This window comes from Brachybacterium sp. (genome assembly GCF_052095815.1).
In the GTDB taxonomy this organism is placed as follows: domain Bacteria; phylum Actinomycetota; class Actinomycetes; order Actinomycetales; family Dermabacteraceae; genus Brachybacterium.
In genome coordinates, this window is sequence record NZ_JBQDLF010000054.1 from 1 (window position 1) to 21,870 (window position 21,870).

Annotated in this window: 21 protein-coding genes; 17 read left to right on the forward strand and 4 right to left on the reverse strand. The window is 71.2% G+C overall.

Features of this window, described 5'->3' with window-relative positions:
- The 4 genes from ACTH43_RS16120 to ACTH43_RS16135 all read left to right on the forward strand — a co-directional run.
- Positions 1-264 (forward strand): IS3 family transposase (locus ACTH43_RS16120; protein ID WP_441445914.1); only part of this gene is annotated, 264 nt, incomplete at its 5' end.
- Positions 265-541: 277 nt separating this feature from the next.
- On the forward strand, positions 542-691 hold the full coding sequence (locus ACTH43_RS16125) for a hypothetical protein (protein ID WP_441445915.1): 150 nt from the start codon (positions 542-544) through the stop codon (positions 689-691).
- A 190-nt stretch (positions 692-881) separates the two neighbouring features.
- Positions 882-2,402 carry a sugar transferase gene (locus ACTH43_RS16130; protein ID WP_441445916.1) on the forward strand — a complete coding sequence of 507 codons (1,521 nt, stop codon included), beginning with the start codon at positions 882-884 and terminating at the stop codon, positions 2,400-2,402.
- Between the two features lie 2 nt (positions 2,403-2,404).
- Positions 2,405-3,016 carry a VanZ family protein gene (locus tag ACTH43_RS16135; protein WP_441445917.1) on the forward strand — a complete coding sequence of 204 codons (612 nt, stop codon included), beginning with the start codon at positions 2,405-2,407 and terminating at the stop codon, positions 3,014-3,016.
- On the opposite strand, the gene ACTH43_RS16140 is transcribed toward ACTH43_RS16135, so the two are convergent.
- Complete coding sequence (locus ACTH43_RS16140) at positions 2,916-3,749, reverse strand: nucleotidyltransferase family protein (RefSeq protein ID WP_441445918.1); 834 nt, start codon at positions 3,747-3,749, stop codon at positions 2,916-2,918. The two genes, ACTH43_RS16135 and ACTH43_RS16140, sit on opposite strands and share 101 nt — an antisense overlap.
- 121 nt (positions 3,750-3,870) lie before the next feature.
- On the opposite strand from ACTH43_RS16140, the gene manA reads away from it, so the two are divergent.
- Genes manA through ACTH43_RS16155 form a run of 3 tightly spaced genes read left to right on the forward strand, consistent with a single transcriptional unit; the run spans position 3,871 to position 6,511 of the window.
- Positions 3,871-5,085, forward strand: coding sequence for a mannose-6-phosphate isomerase, class I (gene manA / locus ACTH43_RS16145; protein ID WP_441445919.1), 1,215 nt, complete (start codon positions 3,871-3,873; stop codon positions 5,083-5,085).
- On the forward strand, positions 5,082-5,369 hold the full coding sequence (locus ACTH43_RS16150) for a PqqD family peptide modification chaperone (RefSeq protein WP_441445920.1): 288 nt from the start codon (positions 5,082-5,084) through the stop codon (positions 5,367-5,369). The genes manA and ACTH43_RS16150 overlap by 4 nt, the downstream gene beginning before the upstream one ends.
- Positions 5,366-6,511 (forward strand): hypothetical protein, encoded by a 1,146-nt coding sequence (locus ACTH43_RS16155; protein ID WP_441445921.1) that lies wholly within the window; start codon positions 5,366-5,368, stop codon positions 6,509-6,511. Before ACTH43_RS16150 ends, ACTH43_RS16155 begins: the two co-directional genes overlap by 4 nt.
- Here the strand turns inward: ACTH43_RS16155 and ACTH43_RS16160 are convergent, their stop codons facing one another.
- Positions 6,512-7,018: an arsenate reductase/protein-tyrosine-phosphatase family protein gene (locus ACTH43_RS16160; RefSeq protein ID WP_441445922.1), complete on the reverse strand. Its 507-nt coding sequence runs from the start codon at positions 7,016-7,018 to the stop codon at positions 6,512-6,514.
- A gap of 374 nt (positions 7,019-7,392) precedes the next feature.
- Here ACTH43_RS16160 and ACTH43_RS16165 point away from each other — a divergent pair, with 374 nt between their 5' ends.
- A complete protein-coding gene (locus ACTH43_RS16165; protein ID WP_441445923.1) occupies positions 7,393-8,895 on the forward strand; it encodes a choice-of-anchor G family protein in 1,503 nt (500 codons plus the stop codon).
- A 15-nt stretch (positions 8,896-8,910) separates the two neighbouring features.
- Here ACTH43_RS16165 and ACTH43_RS16170 read toward each other — a convergent pair whose 3' ends face one another.
- On the reverse strand, positions 8,911-9,966 hold the full coding sequence (locus tag ACTH43_RS16170) for a TlpA family protein disulfide reductase (protein ID WP_441445924.1): 1,056 nt from the start codon (positions 9,964-9,966) through the stop codon (positions 8,911-8,913).
- A gap of 138 nt (positions 9,967-10,104) precedes the next feature.
- Between ACTH43_RS16170 and ACTH43_RS16175 the strand changes: the two genes are divergently transcribed.
- The 9 genes from ACTH43_RS16175 (at position 10,105) to ACTH43_RS16215 (ending at position 20,950) form a co-directional block, all read left to right on the forward strand.
- Entirely contained in the window at positions 10,105-11,538 is a 1,434-nt protein-coding gene (locus ACTH43_RS16175; protein WP_441445925.1) for an aldehyde dehydrogenase family protein, read from the forward strand.
- A gap of 139 nt (positions 11,539-11,677) precedes the next feature.
- Positions 11,678-12,331 (forward strand): hypothetical protein, encoded by a 654-nt coding sequence (locus ACTH43_RS16180; protein WP_441445926.1) that lies wholly within the window; start codon positions 11,678-11,680, stop codon positions 12,329-12,331.
- 257 nt (positions 12,332-12,588) lie between these two features.
- Positions 12,589-13,626 carry a hypothetical protein gene (locus tag ACTH43_RS16185; RefSeq protein ID WP_441445927.1) on the forward strand — a complete coding sequence of 346 codons (1,038 nt, stop codon included), beginning with the start codon at positions 12,589-12,591 and terminating at the stop codon, positions 13,624-13,626.
- A gap of 229 nt (positions 13,627-13,855) precedes the next feature.
- Complete coding sequence (locus tag ACTH43_RS16190; protein ID WP_441445928.1) at positions 13,856-15,157, forward strand: M48 family metallopeptidase; 1,302 nt, start codon at positions 13,856-13,858, stop codon at positions 15,155-15,157.
- 89 nt (positions 15,158-15,246) lie between these two features.
- Positions 15,247-16,677 carry an MFS transporter gene (locus tag ACTH43_RS16195; protein WP_441445929.1) on the forward strand — a complete coding sequence of 477 codons (1,431 nt, stop codon included), beginning with the start codon at positions 15,247-15,249 and terminating at the stop codon, positions 16,675-16,677.
- Between the two features lie 34 nt (positions 16,678-16,711).
- On the forward strand, positions 16,712-18,016 hold the full coding sequence (locus ACTH43_RS16200) for a hypothetical protein (protein ID WP_441445930.1): 1,305 nt from the start codon (positions 16,712-16,714) through the stop codon (positions 18,014-18,016).
- A gap of 112 nt (positions 18,017-18,128) precedes the next feature.
- Positions 18,129-19,178: a hypothetical protein gene (locus ACTH43_RS16205; RefSeq protein ID WP_441445931.1), complete on the forward strand. Its 1,050-nt coding sequence runs from the start codon at positions 18,129-18,131 to the stop codon at positions 19,176-19,178.
- Positions 19,147-19,500 (forward strand): hypothetical protein, encoded by a 354-nt coding sequence (locus tag ACTH43_RS16210; RefSeq protein ID WP_441445932.1) that lies wholly within the window; start codon positions 19,147-19,149, stop codon positions 19,498-19,500. Before ACTH43_RS16205 ends, ACTH43_RS16210 begins: the two co-directional genes overlap by 32 nt.
- 130 nt (positions 19,501-19,630) lie before the next feature.
- Complete coding sequence (locus ACTH43_RS16215; RefSeq protein WP_193115777.1) at positions 19,631-20,950, forward strand: hypothetical protein; 1,320 nt, start codon at positions 19,631-19,633, stop codon at positions 20,948-20,950.
- A 15-nt stretch (positions 20,951-20,965) separates the two neighbouring features.
- On the opposite strand, the gene ACTH43_RS16220 is transcribed toward ACTH43_RS16215, so the two are convergent.
- On the reverse strand, positions 20,966-21,870 hold a 905-nt coding region (locus ACTH43_RS16220; RefSeq protein ID WP_441445933.1), incomplete at its 5' end, for a hypothetical protein.

Here is a 21,870-nt window from a genome sequence, read left to right on the forward strand (position 1 = left end):
TCCTCGAATCAGGAGGCTTCAGAAACCAGCTACACCCTCGGATGCGATGAGCCCGATAACGCCGCGATGGAATCGTTCTTCGCACTGCTCCAGAAGAACGTCCTGGACCGCGAGCGGTGGCGAACTCGAGAAGAGCTGCGGATCGCGATCATCACCTGGATCGAACGTGCCTACCACCGCCGTCGCCGACAGGCCCGCCTGGGCCGATTGACCCCCATCGAATACGAGACCATCATGAACCCGGCCGTGGACCTCGCGGCCTGAAACCCCAACTGTCACCTGTTCGTGCGGCAGTCCCGAGCGCGCTTGCTGAGAGGCTTCGGCCTGCGCGGGCATGAGCTGCGGGTCGACTGTCATGGAGCCAGTTTTCCCTATTCGTGAGCTAGTGGGCCGGGTGTCTCGTGCACGCGATTGAATCGTGGTGCACCGCAATACTCTGGCCTCTGGGCGATCCGACTACCGTGGGTGCTGCTCCCTTGGAGGCACTGAGGCCCGCGCCGGGAGAATCCGCAGGCCGCTTCTCTGAGCTGGCCCCGGCCCGATGAGCTGGAGGTCCACCACGAACCAGGCGATCATCGCCGACGTCACCGGCACGCTCACGCCGAGCACCACGCGGCAGCCGGTCCAGCTCTCTCGCGCGCTCACGCAACGGACCTACCTCTCGCTCTCGGTCGCGTGGCCGCCAGGGTGAGCCCAGCGTCTCTGATCACAATTTCCGAACAACTGTGCTTATCCCTCGTTACCCACCATTAAAGTCGCAACCAAGCGTCGCTTCGCCCGTTATCTCCTTCGGGCGCTCAAGGCGGCGGGGCGTCGGGCCGAACGGTCCGGCGAAGGGTGTGAGACGGTGGCCGTGGTCGCCGATGAGCCGTGGAGGGCTGTTGAACGCTGTTCCCGGGGACCTGGGAGTGGGGACCATGGCCGAGCTGGACGCCGAGCGGACCGCTGCGGCACGCCGTCGAGCCGCGACGAGGACCCAGCGCACGTCGGAGGCGCGCCTGCGCCTGCTGACACTCCCGGCCATGATCCTCGCGGACGTGCTCGCGCTCACCCTGGCAGTGGGCATCGCGTTCGCCGTCCGCCAGGTCGTCCTGCCGCCGGCCGGCGATCTTCGCGAGAACGTCGCCAGCGCCTCCCTGATCATGGCGCTGGGCTGGCTGGCCGCGATCGCGGTGCTCGGCGGGTACGACCGGCGCCAGCTCACCTCCGGCCCCCAGCTCTACCGCAACGTGCTCCACGCCTCCGGCGCTGCCTTCGGCGTCATCGGCGCGCTCGTCTACCTGCTGGATCTCGAGCTCTCCCGCGCCTTTTTCCTCGCGTTCTTCGTGGCGGGCCCGCCGCTGCTGCTGCTGAACCGGCTGCTGCTGCGGCGCGGTCTCGCCAATGCCCGCGTGCGGGGGGCCTTCCGGCAGTCGGTGATCGCCGTGGGCTCCCTCGGCCACGTCGACGGGATCGCCGCGACCCTGCACCGGGAGCGGTGGCTCGGCTACGACATCGTGGGTGCTGTAACCCCGGGAGGCATCGCCGACTCCTCCCGGCTTGGGATCCCCGTGCTCGGCGCGGAGCGTGACCTGCTGGCGATCGCTGAGTCCGCCGACCCGGACATGCTCCTGTTCACCGCCGGCTCCACCTCGAGCGCCGAGGAGTTCCGCCGCACCGCCTGGAAGCTCGAGCACGAGAGGATCGGCGTGATCGTGGTGCCCGCCCTCACCGAGATCTCCGCTGACCGCGTCACGATGCGCCCCGTCGCGGGCCTGCCGCTGGTGCACATGGATCTCCCCCGCGCCCGCCAGGCCCTGCGCTGGACCAAGCGTCTGTTCGACGTGGTCGTCGCCGCGCTCGTCCTCGTCGTGATCTCCCCGCTGCTGGCCGTGATCGCGCTGCGTATCCGAGCCCACGACGGAGGACCGGTGATCTTCCGCCAGCAGCGCGTGGGACGCGACGGGAAGCACTTCGAGTTCCTGAAGTTCCGCACGATGGTCACCGACGCCGAGGCCGTGAAGGCCGAGATGGTCGAGCGCGCCGTCCAGGATCGCGGCAACACGGTCATGTTCAAGATGCAGGACGACCCACGCGTCACCGCCCCCGGACGCTTCCTGCGCCGCTTCTCCCTCGACGAGCTGCCGCAGCTGTGGAACGTGCTGCGCGGTGACATGAGCCTCGTCGGCCCCCGTCCCGCCCTGCCCGGCGAGGTGGAGCGCTACGACGACGGCGCTCGTCGGCGCCTCCACGTGCGCCCCGGCATCACCGGTCTGTGGCAGGTCTCCGGCCGCAGCGACCTCTCCTGGGAGGACACGGTGCGGCTGGACACCTACTACGTCGACAACTGGTCCTTCACCCAGGACCTCCAGATCCTCATGCGCACGGTCAAGGCCGTGCTCGCCTCCTCGGGTGCCTACTGACGATGGCCCGGCCCGCCCCGGAGGCGGGGGCCGCGCAGCGCACCGGCCCTGCCCTTCCCCGCCCCCTCCGCCTCCTCGCCGCGCTCGTGCTGCTGCTCTACCCGCTCGCGGCGGGCGCGCTGCTGCTGACCTCGGACGGCTGGGCCGTGAACCGTCTGAACGTCCGGATCTGGTACGCCGTCACCGGTGCCGTCGGCCTGCGTGAGCAGATCACGCCCGAGATGTTCGCGGCGCTCGCGAACGTGGCGCTGTTCGTGCCGCTCTTCGCGGCGCTCGCCGTGCTGGTGCCCACCTGGTGGTGGGTGGCGGCAGGCGCGGGGCTCTCGATCGCGGTCGAGCTCTACCAGGGCGAGATCGGCACGCGGGAGCAGGACCTGGTCGACATCCTCGCCAACACCGCGGGGGCCGCGCTCGGCGTCGGCCTCGGGCTGCTCGTGCGACGGCTCGCCGGGAGGCACGCACGGAACCGCCGCACGGAGCGGCCGGCCGACGCGTCGGCCCGTCGGCCGGGGCTCAGCGGCGCAGGAAGCGGCCCCAGCGTGCCCACCACTCCCGGCGCACCTCGCGCCGCGACGGGGCATGGCCCAGGCGGAGGCCCAGATGATCGCGATTGACCTGCAGCGCCTCCACCAGCAGCCGGGCCTTCGCCAAAGAGCCGTCGGCGTCCCGCAGGCGTGCCCGCCACACCTCCCTCGGGGCGGCGCCGTCGTGCACCGCCTGCCACACCCGCGCCCCGGGCAAGCCCTCCACGGTCTCCGGGCGACCGATTGCGAGCGCGAGCGGCACCTGGGCACCGAGCTCGGCGGCGAGACCCTCGATCCGCGCGCGCTCCGCCTCGTCCACCTCGGTCCAGGCCACGCGCACGTCATGACGGGAGCGGCCGCTCGCATCGCGGGCGGCGTGCACCAGCAGCACCAGCCTCTGCGCGGTGAGATCCGGGACCGCGCACGCAGCGCCGCCGAGATCCACACTCTCCCGGCGCGCCCACAGCTGCTCGAAGGTCGCCGCCGCATCCCGGTCCAGACCCGGGAAGGCGCGGTGAAGATCGGCCGTGCCCCACACGCGATGGTGGAACGTCGCCGCATGCGCGAACACGCTGCCGTGCTCGAAGGTGGTCACCTGCTCCCACCCGTCGGCCTCGAGCGCGGCCACCAGCGTCGCGACCTGCGCCGGGTCCACCAGCACGTCGCAGTCCGAGGAGCCGGCGCGGCCCTCGGCCAGCAGCGGATGCAGCGCCTCGCCCTTGAGATGCAGGATCCTCACACCCGCACCTCGGGCAATATGGTCGAGGCAGCCATGGGCCATGCGCAGACGCACGGGCACCGGCACCTGCACAGGGGATGTCATGGGGGGAAGTGTAGGAGCCGTCGGCCCCTGGCCGCAGGATCGACAGCGGCGCCGACGGGCGCGAGGACGCTCGTCATGAGCGCAGAAGGACGCAGGAACGAGAAGGGAAGGGGGAGCGGACGTGTGGGAGCTCGATAGCCGCATCCAGCACTACGACTGGGGATCGACGACCGCGATCCCCGAGTTCCTGGGCCGTCCCGCCGACGGCGCCCCCTGGGCCGAGGCCTGGTACGGGGCGCACCCGCTGGCGCCCTCCACCCTCGCCACCGGGCAGGACGCCGGCGCCGGGCTCGACGCCGCGATCGCCGCGGACCCGCGCCGCATGCTCGGCGACGGCGTGGAGCGCGCGTTCAGCGCCCGACTGCCCTACTTGCTGAAGGTCATCGCGCCGGAGAAGCCGCTGTCCCTGCAGGTCCACCCCGATCGCGAGCACGCCCAGGAGTCCTTCGCCGCGGAGACCGCGGCCGGGCTCCCGCTCGAGTCGCCGCTGCGCAACTACCGCGACGACAACCACAAGCCCGAGATGCTGATCGCGCTGACCCGATTCACCGCGCTGTGCGGGTTCCGCACCCCGCGCCGCGCCGCCGCGCTCCTGCAGGGGCTCGGCACCGACCTCACCGACCGCCTCCACACCCTCCTCACCCGCAGTCCCACCGCCCACGGCATGCGCGCCGCGTTCCGCACCCTGGTCTCCTCCGCCATGCGCCCGGACCCCGAGGCGGTCCAGCAGGTCGTCGAGGCCTGCCGGGCTCGTGCCGACTCCGGCCACTCGCCCTCCCCGCGCATCGACCAGACCGTCGCGCTGCTGGCGGAGCACCATCCGGGCGACCCCGGCGTGGTCGCCGCGCTGCTGCTGAACCCCGTGACCCTCCGCCCGGGCGAGGCGATGTTCGTGCCCGCCGGCACCCTGCACGCCTACCTGCACGGCGTGGGCCTGGAGATCATGGCCGCCAGCGACAACGTGCTGCGCGCGGGTCTGACCCCCAAGAAGGTCGACGCCGACGAGATGCTGCAGTGCGTGAGCGTGCAGGCCGCGCCGCCGCTGCGTGTCGCGCCGGAGCGGCAGACCGCGACCTCGGTCGCCTACTATGCGCCGGTCGACGACTTCGAGCTGTCGCTGACGACGCTCACCGACCCGCCCGGCACCTACCGCACCCGCCACCGCGTCCCCGGCGGCGGGCCCCGCACCCTCCTCGGCCTCGAGGGGGAGGTGCTGGTCCAGTCCGACACGGGCCGCCATGTGCTCACCGCCGGGCGGGCGCTGTTCGTCCCGGCCGACGCCGGCCTCCTCCACGCCGGCGGAGCAGGTCGCTTCGTCCAAGCGAGCGTCCCGTGACCCGCTACCGGCTGCGTCCCGTGGTCAGCGAGTGGGACGGGGAGGACCTGTGGGTGGGGGCGCTGCCCCACGGCCCGATCACCCGCATCCAGGGCGCCGGCGCCCTCGTGCTCGAGCTGCTCGCCGAGGCGCCGGACCGCGCCGCGAGCCCCGCCGAGCTCGCCGACCGGCTGCGGCAGGAGGTCGAGGACGTGCCCGAGGACGCCGAGCAGATCATCACCGGCTTCCTCGCCGAGCTCGATACGGGCGGAATCCTCGAGACGATCGACGGTGACGCCCCATGACCGCCGCACCCACCACCATCGCCGCGACCCGGCTCGAGGTCGCCGGCCACAGCGTGCTGCTCACCTTCGGGCCCGGCCTGGAGACCGTGGCCGAGGAGATCGACGCCCTGTGGTCCCACCTGCTTTCCGCCGACGACGACGGTGCGATGCCGCAGATCCGCCTCGACTACGCGCTCGCCGGCGGCGACCTCCCCGCCGGGACCGTCCCGCTGCAGGCGCGGCCCGAGGCGAGCTACACCATCTCCGGCCACCTCACCCGCGAGGTGATCCGCCGACTGATCGGCACCCGCCTGCTGCTCCACGCCGGCGCCGTCGCCCACCCCGAGCTCGGCACCCTCGTGCTGGTCGGCGCGTCCGGGGCGGGGAAGTCCACCGCCTCCTCCCTGCTCGGACGAGACGGCGCCTATCTCACCGACGAGCTGACGATCATCACCCCCGGCAGCTTCGCGATCACCCCGTATCCCAAGCCCGTCTCCAAGCACGATCCGGAGCTCGGCGCGAAGCGGGATCTCGCCTTGCCGGGCCTGGGCCTGCGCGCCGCCGATGAAGCGGCCGCCCTGGCACCGGCGATGGTGCTGCTGCTCGAGCGGATCCAGGACGAGGGCGGGCTGGGGGAGGGGGCCTCGGTGACGCGGGTGCCGCTGTCCGAGGCACTGACCCGGATCGTGCCGCAGACCTCCTCCCTGTGGGAGGTGCCCGGAGGCCTCGCCGCGCTCGCCGAGCTACTGGACTCCGTGGGCGGCGCTCTGGAGGTGCGCTACCGGGAAGCCGCCGAGCTCGAGGAGCTGCTGCGCCGCCTGCCGCCGCCCGAGCACGTCGAGACGGTCGAGATCGCGCCGCGGCCCAGCGATGCTGCCGGCGGCGAGGACGCGGTGCCGGCACCCGGCACGATCGCCGCCGCTCCGTTCCGCCAGGCGCTCGCCGTCGAGTCCGGGCTGTTCGTGCTCGGCCAGCACGGCGCGATCCACCTGCCGGGCCTCGCGGGACTGGTCTGGGACCTGCTCGCCGACGCGGGCCCTCTCGCCTTCGACCAGCTCGAGCAACTGGTGGTCGAGGAGATCGGGGAGCACCCCGAGAGCGCGGCCCTCGTCCGCGGCACGGTCGCGGAGCTCGTGGACCACGGCTGGGCCCGTGAGGGCTGATCAGAGGGGGAGGATGCCCCGGCGCAGCACCGGCACCAGCTGCTCCACCCGTTCGGTCAGCAGCGCGGCCGTCCGTGCCGCCTGCGCCGCGTCCTTGCCGTAGGGATCGGGGACGTCGAGGCCCGGGGGAATCGCGCGGCGCGTCCACGCGGAGATGATTTCCTTCAGCGGAGCGTCCGGATTCTCCGACGCCATCCGAACGAGTTCTGGAATGTGTCCCATATGTCCGATGCGCCGGGCTGCGGCAGGGAATTCATCCAGAAGGTAGGCACGCTGTCGACGCGACATCGTCAGGATCAGATCCGCCCCGAGGTCCGCGGCGGATACCTGCCGGGCGCGAAAGCCCTGCGGGTCGACCCCGCGCGCGGAGAGCTCGCCCGCCATCTGTGACTCCATCGCACTGCCCTCGAGGGCGAAGATGCCCCTGCTCACGGCGCGGTTGCCAGGCAGTCGATCGCGCAGCAGATGTTCGGCAAAGGGAGAACGGCAGACGTTGCCGGTGCACACGAACAGGATCGAGGGTGGCTGCGGCTCAGGGCGGTGCGCGGGGGCGGGAGAGCTCATGCGCACAGACTAGACGCCACAGGTGACTTGTCAGAAATGTCCAGATAAAAGTGGCGACGCGGAAAACTTACTGGGCGGTAAGGTCACGGAAGGGTGTCGGAGATGAAGAATCGTGACCGCCCTCGTTTCTATTCGCCGAGGGCATGTCAATATCGGGGGCGTGACGGTCCGCCGTCGCACCTGTCCGCCTGAGAGCGCCTCCCTCGGAAGGCGCCCGCTGGTGCGCCCGGAGCGAAGCGTCCCCCGTCGTCCACTGGACGCGCCCCGGCCACTCGTGAGGTGAGGCGCCGGAACGCCTGTGCCCGAAAGAGGTTTCCGTGACCGCACCCTCCCGTGTCCGCCCCGCCGAGGTCGGACACTCCGCCTTCACCCGCCGCTCCCTCGTCAAGGGCGCGGCCTGGGCGACCCCCGTCGCTGCGTTCTCGCTCAGCGCGCCGGCGATGGCGGCCAGCCCCGGCGAGTGCGACCCTGCTGGGACTCTCTACGACTCCACCGGCACCGGCAGGCTTCTCAGCGGCTCGATCCTGTCCGCGGATCTGGATGCCGTCGCCTCGGTCAACGGTGCCACGGCCGAGGTCGACGCCACGACGCCGCCTTCTGACGAGGAGACCAACCCGCTTTCCGCGGGCGTCCTCAACGCGGTGCAGTTGAACCTCACCGGCCTGGCCGACACGCTGTCGGATCTGCTCAACTTCAACACTGACACGGGTGTTCTCAACCAGTACGGCTACGCGAACCAGGATGGCACTGTGCGCGGAGCCAGCGGTGCGGTCGCGGATGACGGGTCCATCCGTCTCGAGCCCTCCGACGGCTGGCCCGAGCTCGCCTCCCTCGACCTCCATACGGTGGTGAGCCAGATCGGCGGCAGCGGGACCGCGGACCTCCTCTCCGCCGTGACGGACGCCGAGCTCTCGATCGGTGCGGTCGCCGGGCGGACCCAGTTCAGCTCGCTCTGCAACCCGCCGGCTGACCTGGAGCGCGACTACCTCGTCTCCTATCTGAAGGCCGAACTCACATCGCCTACGGTCGGTGCGACGGTCGGCACCATCAACGGCACTCTCAGCGGGCTCACCTCGGGTCTGGTGAACACGCTCAACAGCCTTACTGTTGTGAACGCTCTGCTCCGAGTGGATTCGCTCAGCCTGTCGCTCGACACCGCGGAACTCCCCGCTGGCGCCGGACGGCCGGTGAAGCTGGCACTGTCCAACCCGGCAGTGGTCACCGTCGATCTCGGCGCACTCCTGGGCGGTGCCTACGAGGGCACCACTGCGTCCCCTTGGCTCAACAGCCTCGCGCCGAACACTCGACTCTTCACCGACGCTCCTCTGCCCACCGATGCGCTTGCGCGAGAGGTCGGAACCCTTGTCGACGCCGTCCTCGGTGCGATCCGAGTCGACATCCGGGTTCGGGGGCTCCTGGGCCTCATTCCTGTCACGATCACCGGGAGTCTCGCCGACCTGGTCAGCGGCAATGCGACCGTCCAGCCGTCGCTCCTGGGGCTCACCTCTGCGATCCTGTCGGTCATCGGAACGACCATCCGCGACGCGATCCTTGCGGCCGGAGCGCTCACGCCCCTCACCGGGGCGCTCAACCTCCTTCTGCAGGGGCTCTTCACCGTTCTGACCGAAGTCGTGGTGCTGACCATCAATGCGCAGAACGGCGAGCCCGGTGCCGTGCCGGATGATCTTGCGGCCCTTCTGGACGGGCAGTTTGACGTCGCTGCCTTGCACATCGGCGCGGTCGACGCAGGCGGGATCGATCTGCTCGATGTCTACCTCGGACGGGGAAGCGGCGGAGAGAACCTGGTGCGCAGCGCGTGAGAAGGACTGGCCCGTTCACGGAGCGGGCCAGTCCATCTCCTGCTCGCCGTCGACGGGGCTCTGCTGCGCCTCTGCCAGCTGCTCTCGGATCTCCTGCACGAACTCGATCACCGCGCTCCCGCCGTTGACGGGGCCGCCGGCGAGCTGTCCGTCGGCCCCCAGCAGCACTGCGCTCGGCGCGCTCGTGCCGCCGAGGGCGGTGCGGGCGGTGAACTGCAGGTCGTGGAGGGCGTGGTCGGTGACGCGGTCCGTGGTCCGTTCGCGCAGCTGGTCCAGCGGGCGGGAGAACACGAACCGCACCTGCAGCGTCTGCTCCAGCTCGCCGATCCACTCCTCGGCGTGGTCCAGCACCCGCTCGCACGGCCCGCAGCCCTCGGTGACGAACACCAGCAGCGCCGCGCGCTGCGCGGTGAGCTGGGTGAGGGTGATCAGGCGGCCGTCAGGTTGCTGCAGGACCGCCGCCGGGATCGGGGAGCGCTCGTAGTCCAGCAGCTCGTCCTCGTCCACGTCGGCCGCGGCAGTGGAGGCAGCGGTCGCGGCGTCGGCATCGGTCTCGGCGACACTGCCGCCGATCGTGGTGGCCGTCAGCGCAATCGCGATCAGCAGCGCGATCCCGAGACCGATCAGCCCCATCGGCGCCTGCACCAGGAGAGTGGTCATCGCGCCGCTCGCCGCCGCGACCACGGCCAGCAGGCCCAGCACGCTCAGGAGCACGTTCCGCACCAGCGTCGTGCGGGAGACGGTGGGGGAGGCGAGGGTGCCGAAGCAGGAGCAGTGCACCTGCTCCTCGAAGGTCAGCGCCCGCGCGATGATCACCAGATAGGTGAACATCAGAGCCGCCACGAGCCCCGTCAGCAGCACCTGCAGCGGCGGGGCCGGGATCCAGATCGCGAGCGCGAGCACGATCTCCGTCACCGGCAGCACCGAAGCGACCGAGGCGTGCATCGTCGGCAGCGGGAGGCGCAGCGAGCGCATCGCATCCTGGGTCCCCTCGCGCGCACCGAGCTTCGCGAGCCCGGAGATCAGCAGGGTGATCGACAGCAGGATCGGTGCCGACAGCAGCACAGCCATTCGGGGAGCCTCCTCGCGTCGGCCCGGCCTTCGGGACGGCGTCAGACCCCATTGTCGGGCATCGACGCCCGCCGGAACGGGGGCAGACCAGCCGTTCGCCCACGGCGCATCGCGACCCGTCGGCCCTACCCTGGAGCCATGTCGACTGCCGCGCACCAGGCCGCTCCCACCGCCCTCGACGCCGTCCGGCGAGGCGAGATCCTCGCCGACGTCGCCGCGCTGCGGGACTCCTTCGACGCCGGCACCACCCGGTCGCTCGAGGCGCGGATCGCGCAGCTCGACGCCCTCGCCGCCGGGCTCCGCGCCGAGGGTCCCCGCCTGCTGAAGGCCCTCGAGCTGGACCTCGGCAAGTCCCGCACCGAATCGCTGATCACCGAGCTGGGCGTCGTCACCCAGGAGATCGCGCACCTGCGGAAGAACCTCCGCGCCTGGCTGCGACCGGAGCGCTTCGGCCCAGGGCTGCTGCTCGCGCCCTCCAGCGGGCAGATCCGCCGCGAGCCTCTCGGGACCACGCTGATCATCTCCCCGTGGAACTACCCCGTGAACCTCGCGCTCGCCCCGCTGATCGGCGCGATCGCGGGTGGCAACACCGCGATCCTCAAGCCCAGCGAGGTCGCCCCCGCCACCTCCGCCGCGCTCGCGCACCTCGTGCGCACCCACCTCGACCCGGCCTGGGTGAGGGTCGTCGAGGGCGCGGTCGAGGAGACCACGCTCCTGCTCGAACAGCGCTACGACCTGATCTTCTACACAGGCAACGGCGCCGTCGGCCGGATCGTCGCCCGCGCCGCCGCCGAGCACCTCACCCCCACCGTGCTCGAGCTCGGCGGGAAGTCGCCGGTGTTCGTCGACGCGGCCACTGACCTCGCCACCACCGCCCGCCGCATCGTGTGGGGGAAGTTCACCAACGCCGGCCAGACCTGCGTCGCCCCCGATTACCTCATGGCCGAGCGCTCCACCCTCGACGCCCTCGTGCCCCATCTGAAGGACGCCGTCGCCTCGATGTACGGGCGCACTCCCCAGCGCAGCCGCGACTACGGACGCATGGTGAACCAGAAGCACTTCGACCGCGTGCTGGCCCTGATCGACGACGACAAGGCCGTCATCGGCGGCACCGCAGGAGCCGACCGCGCGAACCGCTACCTCCCGCCGACGATCCTCGACGGCGTGGACTGGGACGATCCCATGATGGGGGAGGAGATCTTCGGCCCCGTCCTCCCGCTGCTCGCCGTGGATGGGCCCGACGAGGCGATCACCCGCATCAACGGGGGCGAGAAGCCGCTGACCGCCTACGTGTTCAGCCCCCACCCCGAAGTCGAGGAGCGGTTCGCCGCCGAGACCTCCTCGGGCTCCCTCGCCCTCGGCCACACCCTCGCCCACCTCGGCTCCCAGACCATGCCCTTCGGCGGGGTGGGGGAGTCCGGCATGGGGAAGTACCACGGCCGCGCGAGCTTCGAGGTGTTCACGCATGCGAAGCCCGTCGTGAAGAAGCCGCTGCGCCCCGACACCCTCCGGCTGGTCACCCCGCCGTACCGCGGGGCGAAGCGCGCTCTGCTCGGGTGGCTGTTCCGCTGAGGTCGTTGCGGCGCGCTCCGCGCGAGATGTCGCATGAGCAACGTCCATGGTGGTGAGCCAGCAACAGGTTGATAGCCTCGAGACTCCAAACTTACTCGCGAGTGATGAAGGACTTGCGAGTCATTCGCGAGGAGCCCCGGTGGACACCACGACCCCTGCCAGCACCCGATACCCGAACCGGCGGGCGCTGATGAGGGGTGCCGTATGGGCGGCCCCCGCAGTCGCTGCTGGCATCGCCGCTCCCGCCTACGCGGCGTCGTTCGAGTGCGCGCCGCAGACAGCAGCGCAGATCCAGTCGAGCTTTGTCTTCAAGCCCGGGACGAACAACGCGGTCATCGAGAACTGGACGCAGACGAGGAGTGCGGGCGCCCCGCAGGTGAGGTTTGCGAGCAACGCCAACAATCTCGCCAACGCCGCGTTCCTGCAGGACGATCCGAGCACAGCGAGCGCTACCACCACGACACTCCTCAGTCCTGCTGTGTGCCTGGGGCCGGGAACGTACACCTTCGCCTTCGACTCGAGTCTCTATCACGCGAACGCTCGGAACGCGGAGTTGACCGCCAGCGTGCTGGACACTGCGACGTCCGCCGTGCTGGGCAACACCATCACGTTCAAAACGACCTCCGGGAACCAGACGCTGCGCACCGGCGACGTCGTCACGGCGCGAGTCGCGCAGCGGACCCAGATCCAGTTCCGCTATCGCTGGGTCGTGGACTCAGGCGGCATCACGGGCACGGCGCGGTACGGCGACGACATCGCCGTGACGGCGCCTCGGGTGGCCAAGACGGCCTGATCGACGGCGACCCTCGGTGGGCCGGCGCGCTCCTTCGGTGGCAGTTGACCAGCGGATATGGGCATTCCCGTCATACCCGCGCAAAGTGATCCGTGGCATGGGACACATCGTGCGCACAGTGCATCTGAGCCCTTGAGTGTCCGACGATCAAGAGCGTAGCTTGGCTACCGATAAGGACCTCCCGTGCTCCGACCGGGGTGTGGGCTGTGATCGCCCGGCGCGCCTTCGAGGGTGCCGCCGTCACCAGGAAGGCGCCCATGACCGGCTCCGAATCCACGCCCGCCCGCCGACACGTCCTCAAGGGCGCCGCCTGGGCGGCCCCGGTCGCGCTGGCGGCGACAGCCGCCCCCGCGATCGCCGCCTCCTTCGAGCGGACGTACACCGCGCCCCGCCCGGCGCTTACGAGCGCGCAGGCCAGCGACACGACGTGGACCGTCCCTACCGGCGTCACCCGGGTGCGGGTGCAGGTCGAAGGTGCCGGCGGTGGCGGCATCGACCAGTCCCAGGGCGGAGCAGGCGCACGCGTCTCCGGGGAGATCGCCGTGACACCTGGACAGCCGCTACGCCTGATCGTGGGGGCCGGGGGGTCTCGCCAACGGACCAGCGCCACCGCAATCGTCGGCGGTGGCGGATACGGAAAGGGCGGGGACAGTCCGGCCTTCCCCAGCACGGGGACGACCAATCGCAGCCGCGGCGGGTCCGGTGGTGGGGCGTCAGCGATCCTGCTCGGCAACACCCCGGTGATCGTTGCGGGCGGTGGTGGCGGTGGCGGCGGCTCCGCCACGAGCGGAGCGTTCACCGGGATGCAGGCCCGCGGTGGCAACGCACTCGCCAGCGGATCCGACGGGACCGCGACTGCCAACGACTCCACCACGAACGTCCTGGCTCGTGGAGGACGGGCAGGAACCAACGGCACGGCCGGCACCGGTGGCCCCGCCGGTACGGTGGCGGTCGCCAGCGGGACGACGGAGAATGCCAGGAACCTCGTCGTCGGGAACTCCGGGGGCGCAGGATTCAACGCCGCCGGTGGGAACGGAGTGCAGAGCGCGACGACGCTGAGCCTGCATGTCTCCGGATCGGGCGGCGGTGGCTACGGCGGCGGCGGCAGCGCAGGGAGTTCGTCGCTGCGAGTGACTCGCGTGCTGTCGGAACGGGCGGCCTCCCAGGGGGCCGGCGGTGGGGGCGGCGGAAGCTACCTGAGTCCTGCGGTCCTCGGCGGCACGATGGGCCTGGCCTCGAACGGCGCCAATGTGGAGGGTCAGCGCATCGCGGGCTCGATCACCATCACCTACTGAGCGCCGGGGTCCGAGCGTCGGCGACTGTGCGTCGCTCGTCGACCCCCATCGGCCGCGCGGACGACCCCACCGCGACGAAGGTCGTCGGATTCTCCTCCCCCCGTCCATGATCGGGCCTGACCAGCGCGATCGGTGATGCGCGGCGGGGCTAGCGGGTCTACCGTCGGACCATGGCCCGCACGGGTCGACCGACCCTTCCCCGTGAGCAGAACCGCTCGAGGAGTACCCCATGACCTATCCGCCCACCGCCGCGCAGGTGTCACCGACGCCCTCGGCCCCGCAGAAGCCGTCCCTGGTCAACGGCGCCACCACCCACGGCGTCCGCGGCCAGCGCCGGATCCGCCACCCCTGGGAGCTTCCGCTGCTGTGGGTGGGCGTGGCCGCGACGGTGCTCGGCTACCTCTCCTGGGGCGGCGCGATCGGCGGCACGATCTGGCTGTACTCCGAGCAGGGCGAGGACGCGGTCTCCAAGGCGTGGGAGTACGCCTCGATGCTCCCGCTGGTGATTCAGCTGGTGTTCCTGCTGCCGCTGCTGCCGTTTCTGATCTGGTGGGTGCGCGCGATCATGTACGCCCAGCTGCGCGCGACCTCCGTGCGGATGAGCCCCACCCAGTTCCCCGAGGGCTACCGGATGGTGGCCGAGGCCGCCGCCCAGTTCGGGATGCGCAACGTCCCGGACGCCTACGTGACCATGGGCAACGGCGTGATCAACGCCTTCGCCTCCGGCCACGGGTTCCGCCGCTTCGTGGTGGTGCACTCGGACCTGTTCGAGGTCGGCGGTCAGGGCCGTGACCGCGACGCGCTGAAGTTCGTGATCGGCCATGAGGTGGGCCACCTGGCCGCCGGCCACGTCTCCTACTTCCGCCTGCTGTTCACCAACCTGCTCTCCCTGGTCCCGCTCCTGGGCCCGGCCCTGTCCCGCTCTCAGGAGTACACCGCCGACAACTTCGGCTACAGCTTCGCGCCCGAGGGCTCCGCCGGTGTGATGGGGCTGCTCTCGGGCGGGAAGTACCTGGGCACCGAGGTTAACGTCCACGAGCTCGCCGACCGTGCCGCGACCGACCCGAGCTTCTTCGTGCACTGGGTCAACTGGGGCTCCTCCCACCCGATCACCACCTGGCGCGCCCACGCCCTGCGCGATCGCAGCAAGCCCGGCTCGCTGTGGTTCCGCCCATCGGGCGCGCTGTTCACCTCGCTCCTGCCCCCGGGCCACGTGTGGTCCTCCCGCTTCCCGAGCCCGGCCGATGCCCTCGCCCTGCTCGACCAGGCCGATCGCACCCGCCCCGCGGGCCTCGGCGAGCAGTTCGGCCGGTTCACGGGCGTCCCCTTCCCGGGCCGTCCTTCCCTACGGACGGTGCAGACCGCCGCGCCCCTGCTCAGCGAGCGCACCCGCTACGGGATCCCGGCCGGTCCCTATCGGGACGACGCCCGCGGCCTGCTCGAGGGCACGGGGGCGAGCCCCTTCGCCGAGTCGGCGCCGCGGCCGCCGACCGACTCCGGCCCCGACGACGGCGCCTCGCAGCAGTCCTGACCCACGCCTCACGGCCGGCCGGCTCACGCCGCTGTCCCGCCGGTCACCCCACCCTCCTCAGAAGTGCACTGAGTGCATAGAGTGAACGGGTGATCCCCGACTCCAGCGCGCTGACTCCTCCGGTGCGTCGCAAACCCCTGCTCGCCGTCCTCCTCGCCCCACTGTTCATGGCCCTGATCGCCGTGAGCGTCATCAACGTGGGCCTCACCGCCATCGGCGAGGGCCTGGAGGCGGACACCGGCGACCTGCAATGGGTGATCTCCGGCTACGCGCTCGCCTTCGGCATGCTGCTGGTCCCGGCCGGGAGGGCCGGCGACGCCACCGGGCGCCGACGGATGTTCGTGATCGGCGTCGGGATCTTCACCCTCGGCTCGCTGCTGTCGGGCATGGCGCCGAACGTCGAGATGCTCAACCTCGCACGCATCCTGCAGGGCATCGGCTCCGGACTGCTGAACCCGCAGACCGTCGCCCTCATCCAGCAGCACTTCCGCGGCCAGGACCGGGCGCGGGCCTTCGCGCTGCTGGCCACGACGGTCGCGGTGGCCACCGCGATCGGCCCGGTCGTCGGCGGCGCATTGATCCAGCTGCTGGGGCCGAACTGGGGTTGGAGGTGGATGTTCCTGATGAACGCCCCGATCGGCGTGATCGCGATCATCGGCGCTTTCAGGTACATCCCCGACGACAAGTCTCGGGGGAAGGGGCGCCCGGATCTCGACCCCGTCGGTGCGCTGCTGCTGTGCCTGGCGATCCTGGGGGTCATGCTGCCCTTCCTCGAGCGCGGCGGGCACGTGCTGGTGTGGATGTCCTTCCCGGCCGGCCTGCTGATGCTGGGCCTGTGGTGGGTGTGGGAGCGGCGCTACCGGCAGGCCGGCCGCAGCCCGATGGTGGACACCGCGATCTTCGCCAACAGAGCTTTCCGCAACGGCATCCTCATCGTCTCGGTGTACTTCCTGGGTGCCACCAGCGTGTGGATCATCGTGCCGCTGTACCTGCAGATGCATCTGGGCCACACCGCCTTCGAGGCCTCCCTGATGGGCGTGCCCTCCTCGATCGCCGCCGCGATCAGCTCACAGATCTCCGGCCGCTACGTGCTCACCTTCGGGCGGCGGATGGTGATCGTGGGCTTCGGCGTCGCCTTCGTGGGCCTGGCCGGCACCGCGCTGCTGACCGGCTTCGTGGAGAACGGAATGATCGCGTTCTGGTGGCTGGCCGCACCGCTGACGCTGATGGGCCTCAGCCAGGGGATGACCATCTCCCCGAACCAGACCCTCACCCTGAACTCCGTGGACCCGCGCTTCGGCGGCGTCGCCGGTGGCATCCTGCAGCTGGGCCAGCGCACCGGCGCCGCGATCGGCACCGCGATGATCCCCGGGATCATCTTCTCCCTCACCCTGGGCGGCACTTCCTGGCTCGAGGCGTTCACCATCGCGCTGGTGATTATCATGGCGCTCACCCTGGCCGCGATGGGTGTGAGCTTCGCCGACCGCGCCCGGGAGAAGGCGGGCAAGGGCGCGCTGTAGCAGGCCGCCGGAAGCGGCCCGCGGGGAGGATTGCATGGGGGTGCGAGGACGTAAGCGTGCGGTGGGGCGTGCGCTGCCGCTCGGCTGGGGCGATGGGGCGGCGATGGCTGGCCCGTCGGGTTCCGCCCTCCGAGTCCGGTCCCGCCGTACACGGCGGCTGCTCGCGATCGGCTGCGTGCTCGCGCTGGTGGTCGCCCTGTTCGTCGGCCTGCCGCGGCTGCTCAGCAGCACCGCAGGGCCGGAGCGGGTGATCAGCGAATTCCTCCAGGCCGTGGTCGACGGCGACCTGGAGACCGTGCTTGCACAGACGGAGGATGCCCCGGACGCCAGCGCCGCAGCACTCACCGCGCAGGTCCTCGGCGAGGCCCGCGACCGCCTCGAGTCGTTCGAGATCCAGCAGGTCGAGGTCGCGGCCGACACCGCGACCGTCACCGCCTCGCTCCACACCCCAGCGGCCCGCAGCGAGGTCACCTTCACCCTGACCGCCACCGACGCCGGCCCCTTCTCGCCTCTGGCCTGGGAGCTGGCGCCGGTGGCACTTCCCGAGTTCGTGATCGACGTGCCGTTCGGGGCACAGGAGGTCGGGATCAACGGCGTCTCCTTCCCAGTCGCCGAGCTCGGCCTCACCGGCGTTCCGTACGAGTCACGGATCACGGTGCAGCTCCTGCCCGGGACCTACGAGATCTCCCTGCCCGAGTCGCGGCGCTGGCTGGAGGCAGAGCCGATCGCCCTCGAGGCCCCACCCGCCTTCCGGACCTGGCGCAAGCCCGTCCACGGCCTGCAGCACACCCTCGCCGAGGACGGGCTGCAGGAGGTGCAGCACCAGATCGACGCGGCGCTCGAGGAGTGCGCGACCGACACCTCGTCGGCGCCCGAGGGCTGTCCGTTCGCGGTGCCCGATCCCTCGAAGCCCGCTGCGCCAGAGCCCGCAGCCTCGGAGCCCGATGGTCCGGAAGGACCCTCCACGAACACCGCCTCGCAGGGCACCTGGACCCTCACGGACCCGCCCCGCGTCGAGGTGCACCCGGGGGACTCCTTCTTATGGATGGTGCACGGGGAGGGGACGGCCCAGTTCACTCCGGATGATCTGTCGGCCGAGGATCCAGCGACCGACCGGGGTGTGCAGGATGAGGCCGGGGCGGCGGCTGCGATCACGGTGCCCTTCGAGGTCGATGGCACGGTCACCATCGACGGTGACGGAGAGCTCGCCGTGGCCCTGCGCAGCACGGCCTCGTTCAGCTACGCCTACTGCGTCGACGAGGAGACCGGTCACTTCGACGGGGTCGTCGTCATCGACGATGCCGAGGTCACCTCCAGCTCCTGGGACGCCTGCGGTTGAGCCTCATCGAGCTGACCCGGCTTGGCCCGCACTGACCCGATGCGCCCGTACTGATCCGATGTGCCCGGTGCGCTCGGGAGGCCTTCGCGGTACTCTTCCTCCACGCGAGAGATTGGCCTCGGAGCGCGATGTGATCCCGGAGCGGAAGCAGACGCCCGGCCGGATCATCCGTACGGGATGGCCCGTTGCCGGCAGCATCGATGCGGCCGCTTCACAGACCACCCCGCCCCGCCCGGGGAGCGCCGATGAGCGGCTCGGTGCGGAGATCTCGCTCCGCCACCAGGGCAGTGTGCCGCGCCGCCGGAGGATCCGCACGAGGTCCCGGCTGCGCACCACGATCGCGACGATCACCGTGATCGGGCTCCTCCCCATCGCCCTGCCCTGGCTGCTGCTGCGACTTGAGGGCCCCGACGACGTCACACGGGAGTACCTCGACGCCGTGATCTCCGGTGACATGGAGACGGTGCGCCGCCACGTGCGCCCGGTGGAGGGGACCCTCGATATCGCGATCAGCGCCGCGGTCCACCGGGCCACCGCGGGCGGCATCGCCGGCTATGTGATCGACCGGGTCGACCTCCACGGCACCTCGGCCGAGGTCACCGCCACCCTCCGCAACCGCCGCGAGGAGCACCGCACCGTGCTGGCTCTGCACGCGACCAGCGCGGGGCCCTTCTCCCCGGTCACCTGGGAGCTGGAGCCCATCCACCTGCCGATCCTGACCGTCAGCCCGCTGACCGGGACCGATTCCCTCCTGCTGAACGGCCAGCAGTTCGAGATCCCCGAGGTGCTGTTCAGCGAGCGCGGCGCGAACCGGATCGGCGTGGTCCTGCATGTCCTGCCCGGCAGCTACGCGATCGAGCTGCCCCCGCCGCAGCCGCCCCTGACCTCCCGTCCCCGCGTGATCTATGTGCCGCCCGTCCTCGGCCAGTGGCAGACCGGCATGATCGACATCGACTACGGGCTCAGCCTGCCCGCCGAGGCGCGTGAGATCTGTGATCCGCAGCGAGATCGCGCAGTGCACCGAGAGCACCTCCCCGCGGCCGGCGGGATGCCCGATCGCGGTGGACCTGCCGGAGGGGACGGTCGGCTCCTGGAGCGTGACCCGGCAGCCCGAGATCGACTATGTGAACATGCTGGGGGACAGCTTCAAGTTCCGCGGTGAGCACCTGGTCGCGGAGTTCACCGTCAGCACGCCCGCCGACCGCTCTGCGCCGCCGCCGACGGTCCGGGCAGCACCGGCCTCCTCACCATCGTCCTCACCGCCCGCCACGCCGTCCACGCCGTCCACTTCACTGCTTCCGTCAGCGCCGTCCCTGGCCGTGCCGGCCGTCGCCCCGGACGGCGGCGCGGCGACGCCGTCGGAGCCGATGCCGGGTTCGGTCCACGCCACCTCCGCGCTCTTCGGCGCGAGCATCCGCCGAGTGGACGGCGGATATGAGCTCTCGGCCTGGAGCTACGCCGGGAACCGACCTCTGCCCCGGTGAAGTCTCCGGGAACCCTCGATGAACGGGCCGAGTATCCTGGGACATTCTGCTGCGCGATCGAGGACCGCTCGCCGGCAGTGCCCATCCCGCTGTCGGCCGGAGCCGTCCGACAGCCAGAGCCGGGAGCACCGTGAAAGAGTCGAAATCTGCCCCCACCGGGCGGACCCTCCCGCTGGGCTGGACCCGGCCCGAGGGGGAGCCGGCCGCGCTGCGCGGGCCTGGCACCGGCGAGATTCCCGCCACCGGGACCGGCGGTGGCACAGGACGTGTCAGCGCCGCCGATCCTGGCTCCGGTAGGCGAACGCGCCGCCGCGGAGTCGCGCTCGCCGGTGCGATCTGCGCGGTGCTCGTCCTCGTGCTGGTGCTGCCGCGGCTGCTGATCGGTGGTGCCTCGCCGGAGGATCCGGTGAGGGCATTTCTCGATGCGCTCGTGGCCGGCGATGTCGCGACCGTGCGCGAGCACCTCGCGGACTCCGCGGAGACGAGCGATATCGCCCTCACGGAGGAGGTGCTGCGTGCCGCGACCGACAGGATCACCTCCTACACGATCGATGCCGTCGAGACCGGCGGTGGGCAGGCCACGGTCACCGCGTCGCTGAGCTCGGGGACGAGTGTCGAGCAGGCCAGCTTCACCGTGCGCTCCCAGGCCACCAGCTCCTTCGCCCCGGCGACGTGGGAGCTCGTACCGGTGGTGGCGACGGAGTTCGTGGTTACCGTGCCGGAGGGGGTCCGGGAGCTGCTGATCAACGCGGTCCCGATCCCGCTGTCGGGGCAGCCGAGCCGGGAGGGCATGTACGGCCAGCAGCTCCTGATCCTGCGCCTGCTGCCGGGCAGCTACGAACTGGGGCTGCCCGCACGCAGCGAGCGCCTGTTCCCGGTCGTCGAGAAGGTCTCCATCCCGATGCAGAGGGAGCAGCTGCGCCGAGCCGGGGCGGTGCTGGGCTATGAGCTCTCCACGCAGGGCTTCGAGGAGGTCACCGCACAGGTCGAGGCGACCCTCGAGAAATGCGCGGCCGCCACGGTGGCGGCCCCGCCGGAGTGCCCCTTCTTCGCCTTCACCGACGACCGCCCCGATGGACCCGTCGGGAGCGCTGGGGTCATGGATGCCGAGGAGCCCTCCGCAGTGCCGGGGACCTGGCAGGTCACCTCTCCGTCGAGCTACCAGATCGATCGCTGGATCAGCGCGTCCTGGAACATCACGAGCGACACCGGGTACGCGGTGTTCACCTCCGCGCCGGGCGCCGACGGCAGCGCGGGGACGTCGCAGATCGTTCCCTTCGTCATCGACGGGATCGTCGTGCTCGATCCCTCGGGGGAGCTGCACATCGCGCTGTCCCAGGGCCTCCTCCTGAACATCGTCACCTGCATCGACGTGGACGACGGGAGTCGCGAGACCGTCACGTGGCCCCTCGAGGGGGAGTCGGTCGCGGTCTGCCAGGACGGAGAGTGACCGGGCGGCCAGGGCTCAGCGGGAGTGCTGTGCTCTGCGTCCCGGCCATCGCAGCCGCTCCAGCGGCAGGAACGCCGCCCAGCAGATCGCGGTGGGCAGGAAGTGGATCCCCAGCAGCGCCAGCGTGGACAGGTGGAAGCCCAGGTAGAGCGCGACGGCGAGGTAGAGGGCCTTCCCGCGCAGGAACAGCACCACCGGGGAGAGCGCCTCCAGGGCGAGCCCGGCCCACTGGGCGGGAACGAACACCCACGGCGTGAACTCCACCAGCCAGTGCGCGAGTCCGCTGCCGCGGCGGATCGAGGCCCAGGTGAGGATCGCGCTGTTGCCCCAGTTCGCGAGCGAGCCCGAGTACAGGATCTTGGGGACCACGGAGAAGAAGTAGGTGGCGATCACCGCGAGCTGGATCGCGCGCAGCGCCCAGCCGGCGGCTTCGCTGGCGCCGCCGCTCGCCGGATCGCCCCCCGCGGGCAGCGCGCCGCCGCTCTCCGGGCCGGTGCGGGAGGCACCCCGGACCGTCGGCAGCACCGCCACCGCCACCATCAGCGCCATGTGGTCGTGGGCGACGTAGCCGTAGGAGTTGCTGTAGAGCATCCACAGCCAGAACGCGAGCGCGACCACCGTGCCGGACAGCCGTGGCCGCCAGCCCGCGATCGCCGCCGCGCACCCGGCGAGGATCAGCACCAGCAGGGTCCACGCCAGCGGCGCGGTGACGGGCGGCAGGTGCAGCAGGCGCGCGAGCGCGAGCGGCGTATAGAACCCGGCGTTGTTCGCGTGGGCGAGGACATCGCGCGAGAAGGTCAGCACATCCAGCACCACGAAGGCGTAGAGGATCACCCGCAGCACCCGGATCCGGGCCAGGGGCAGGGCCGGGAACAGGATCGACCGCAACCGGGGCCGGGTGCCCCCCGAGGGTCGGGAGG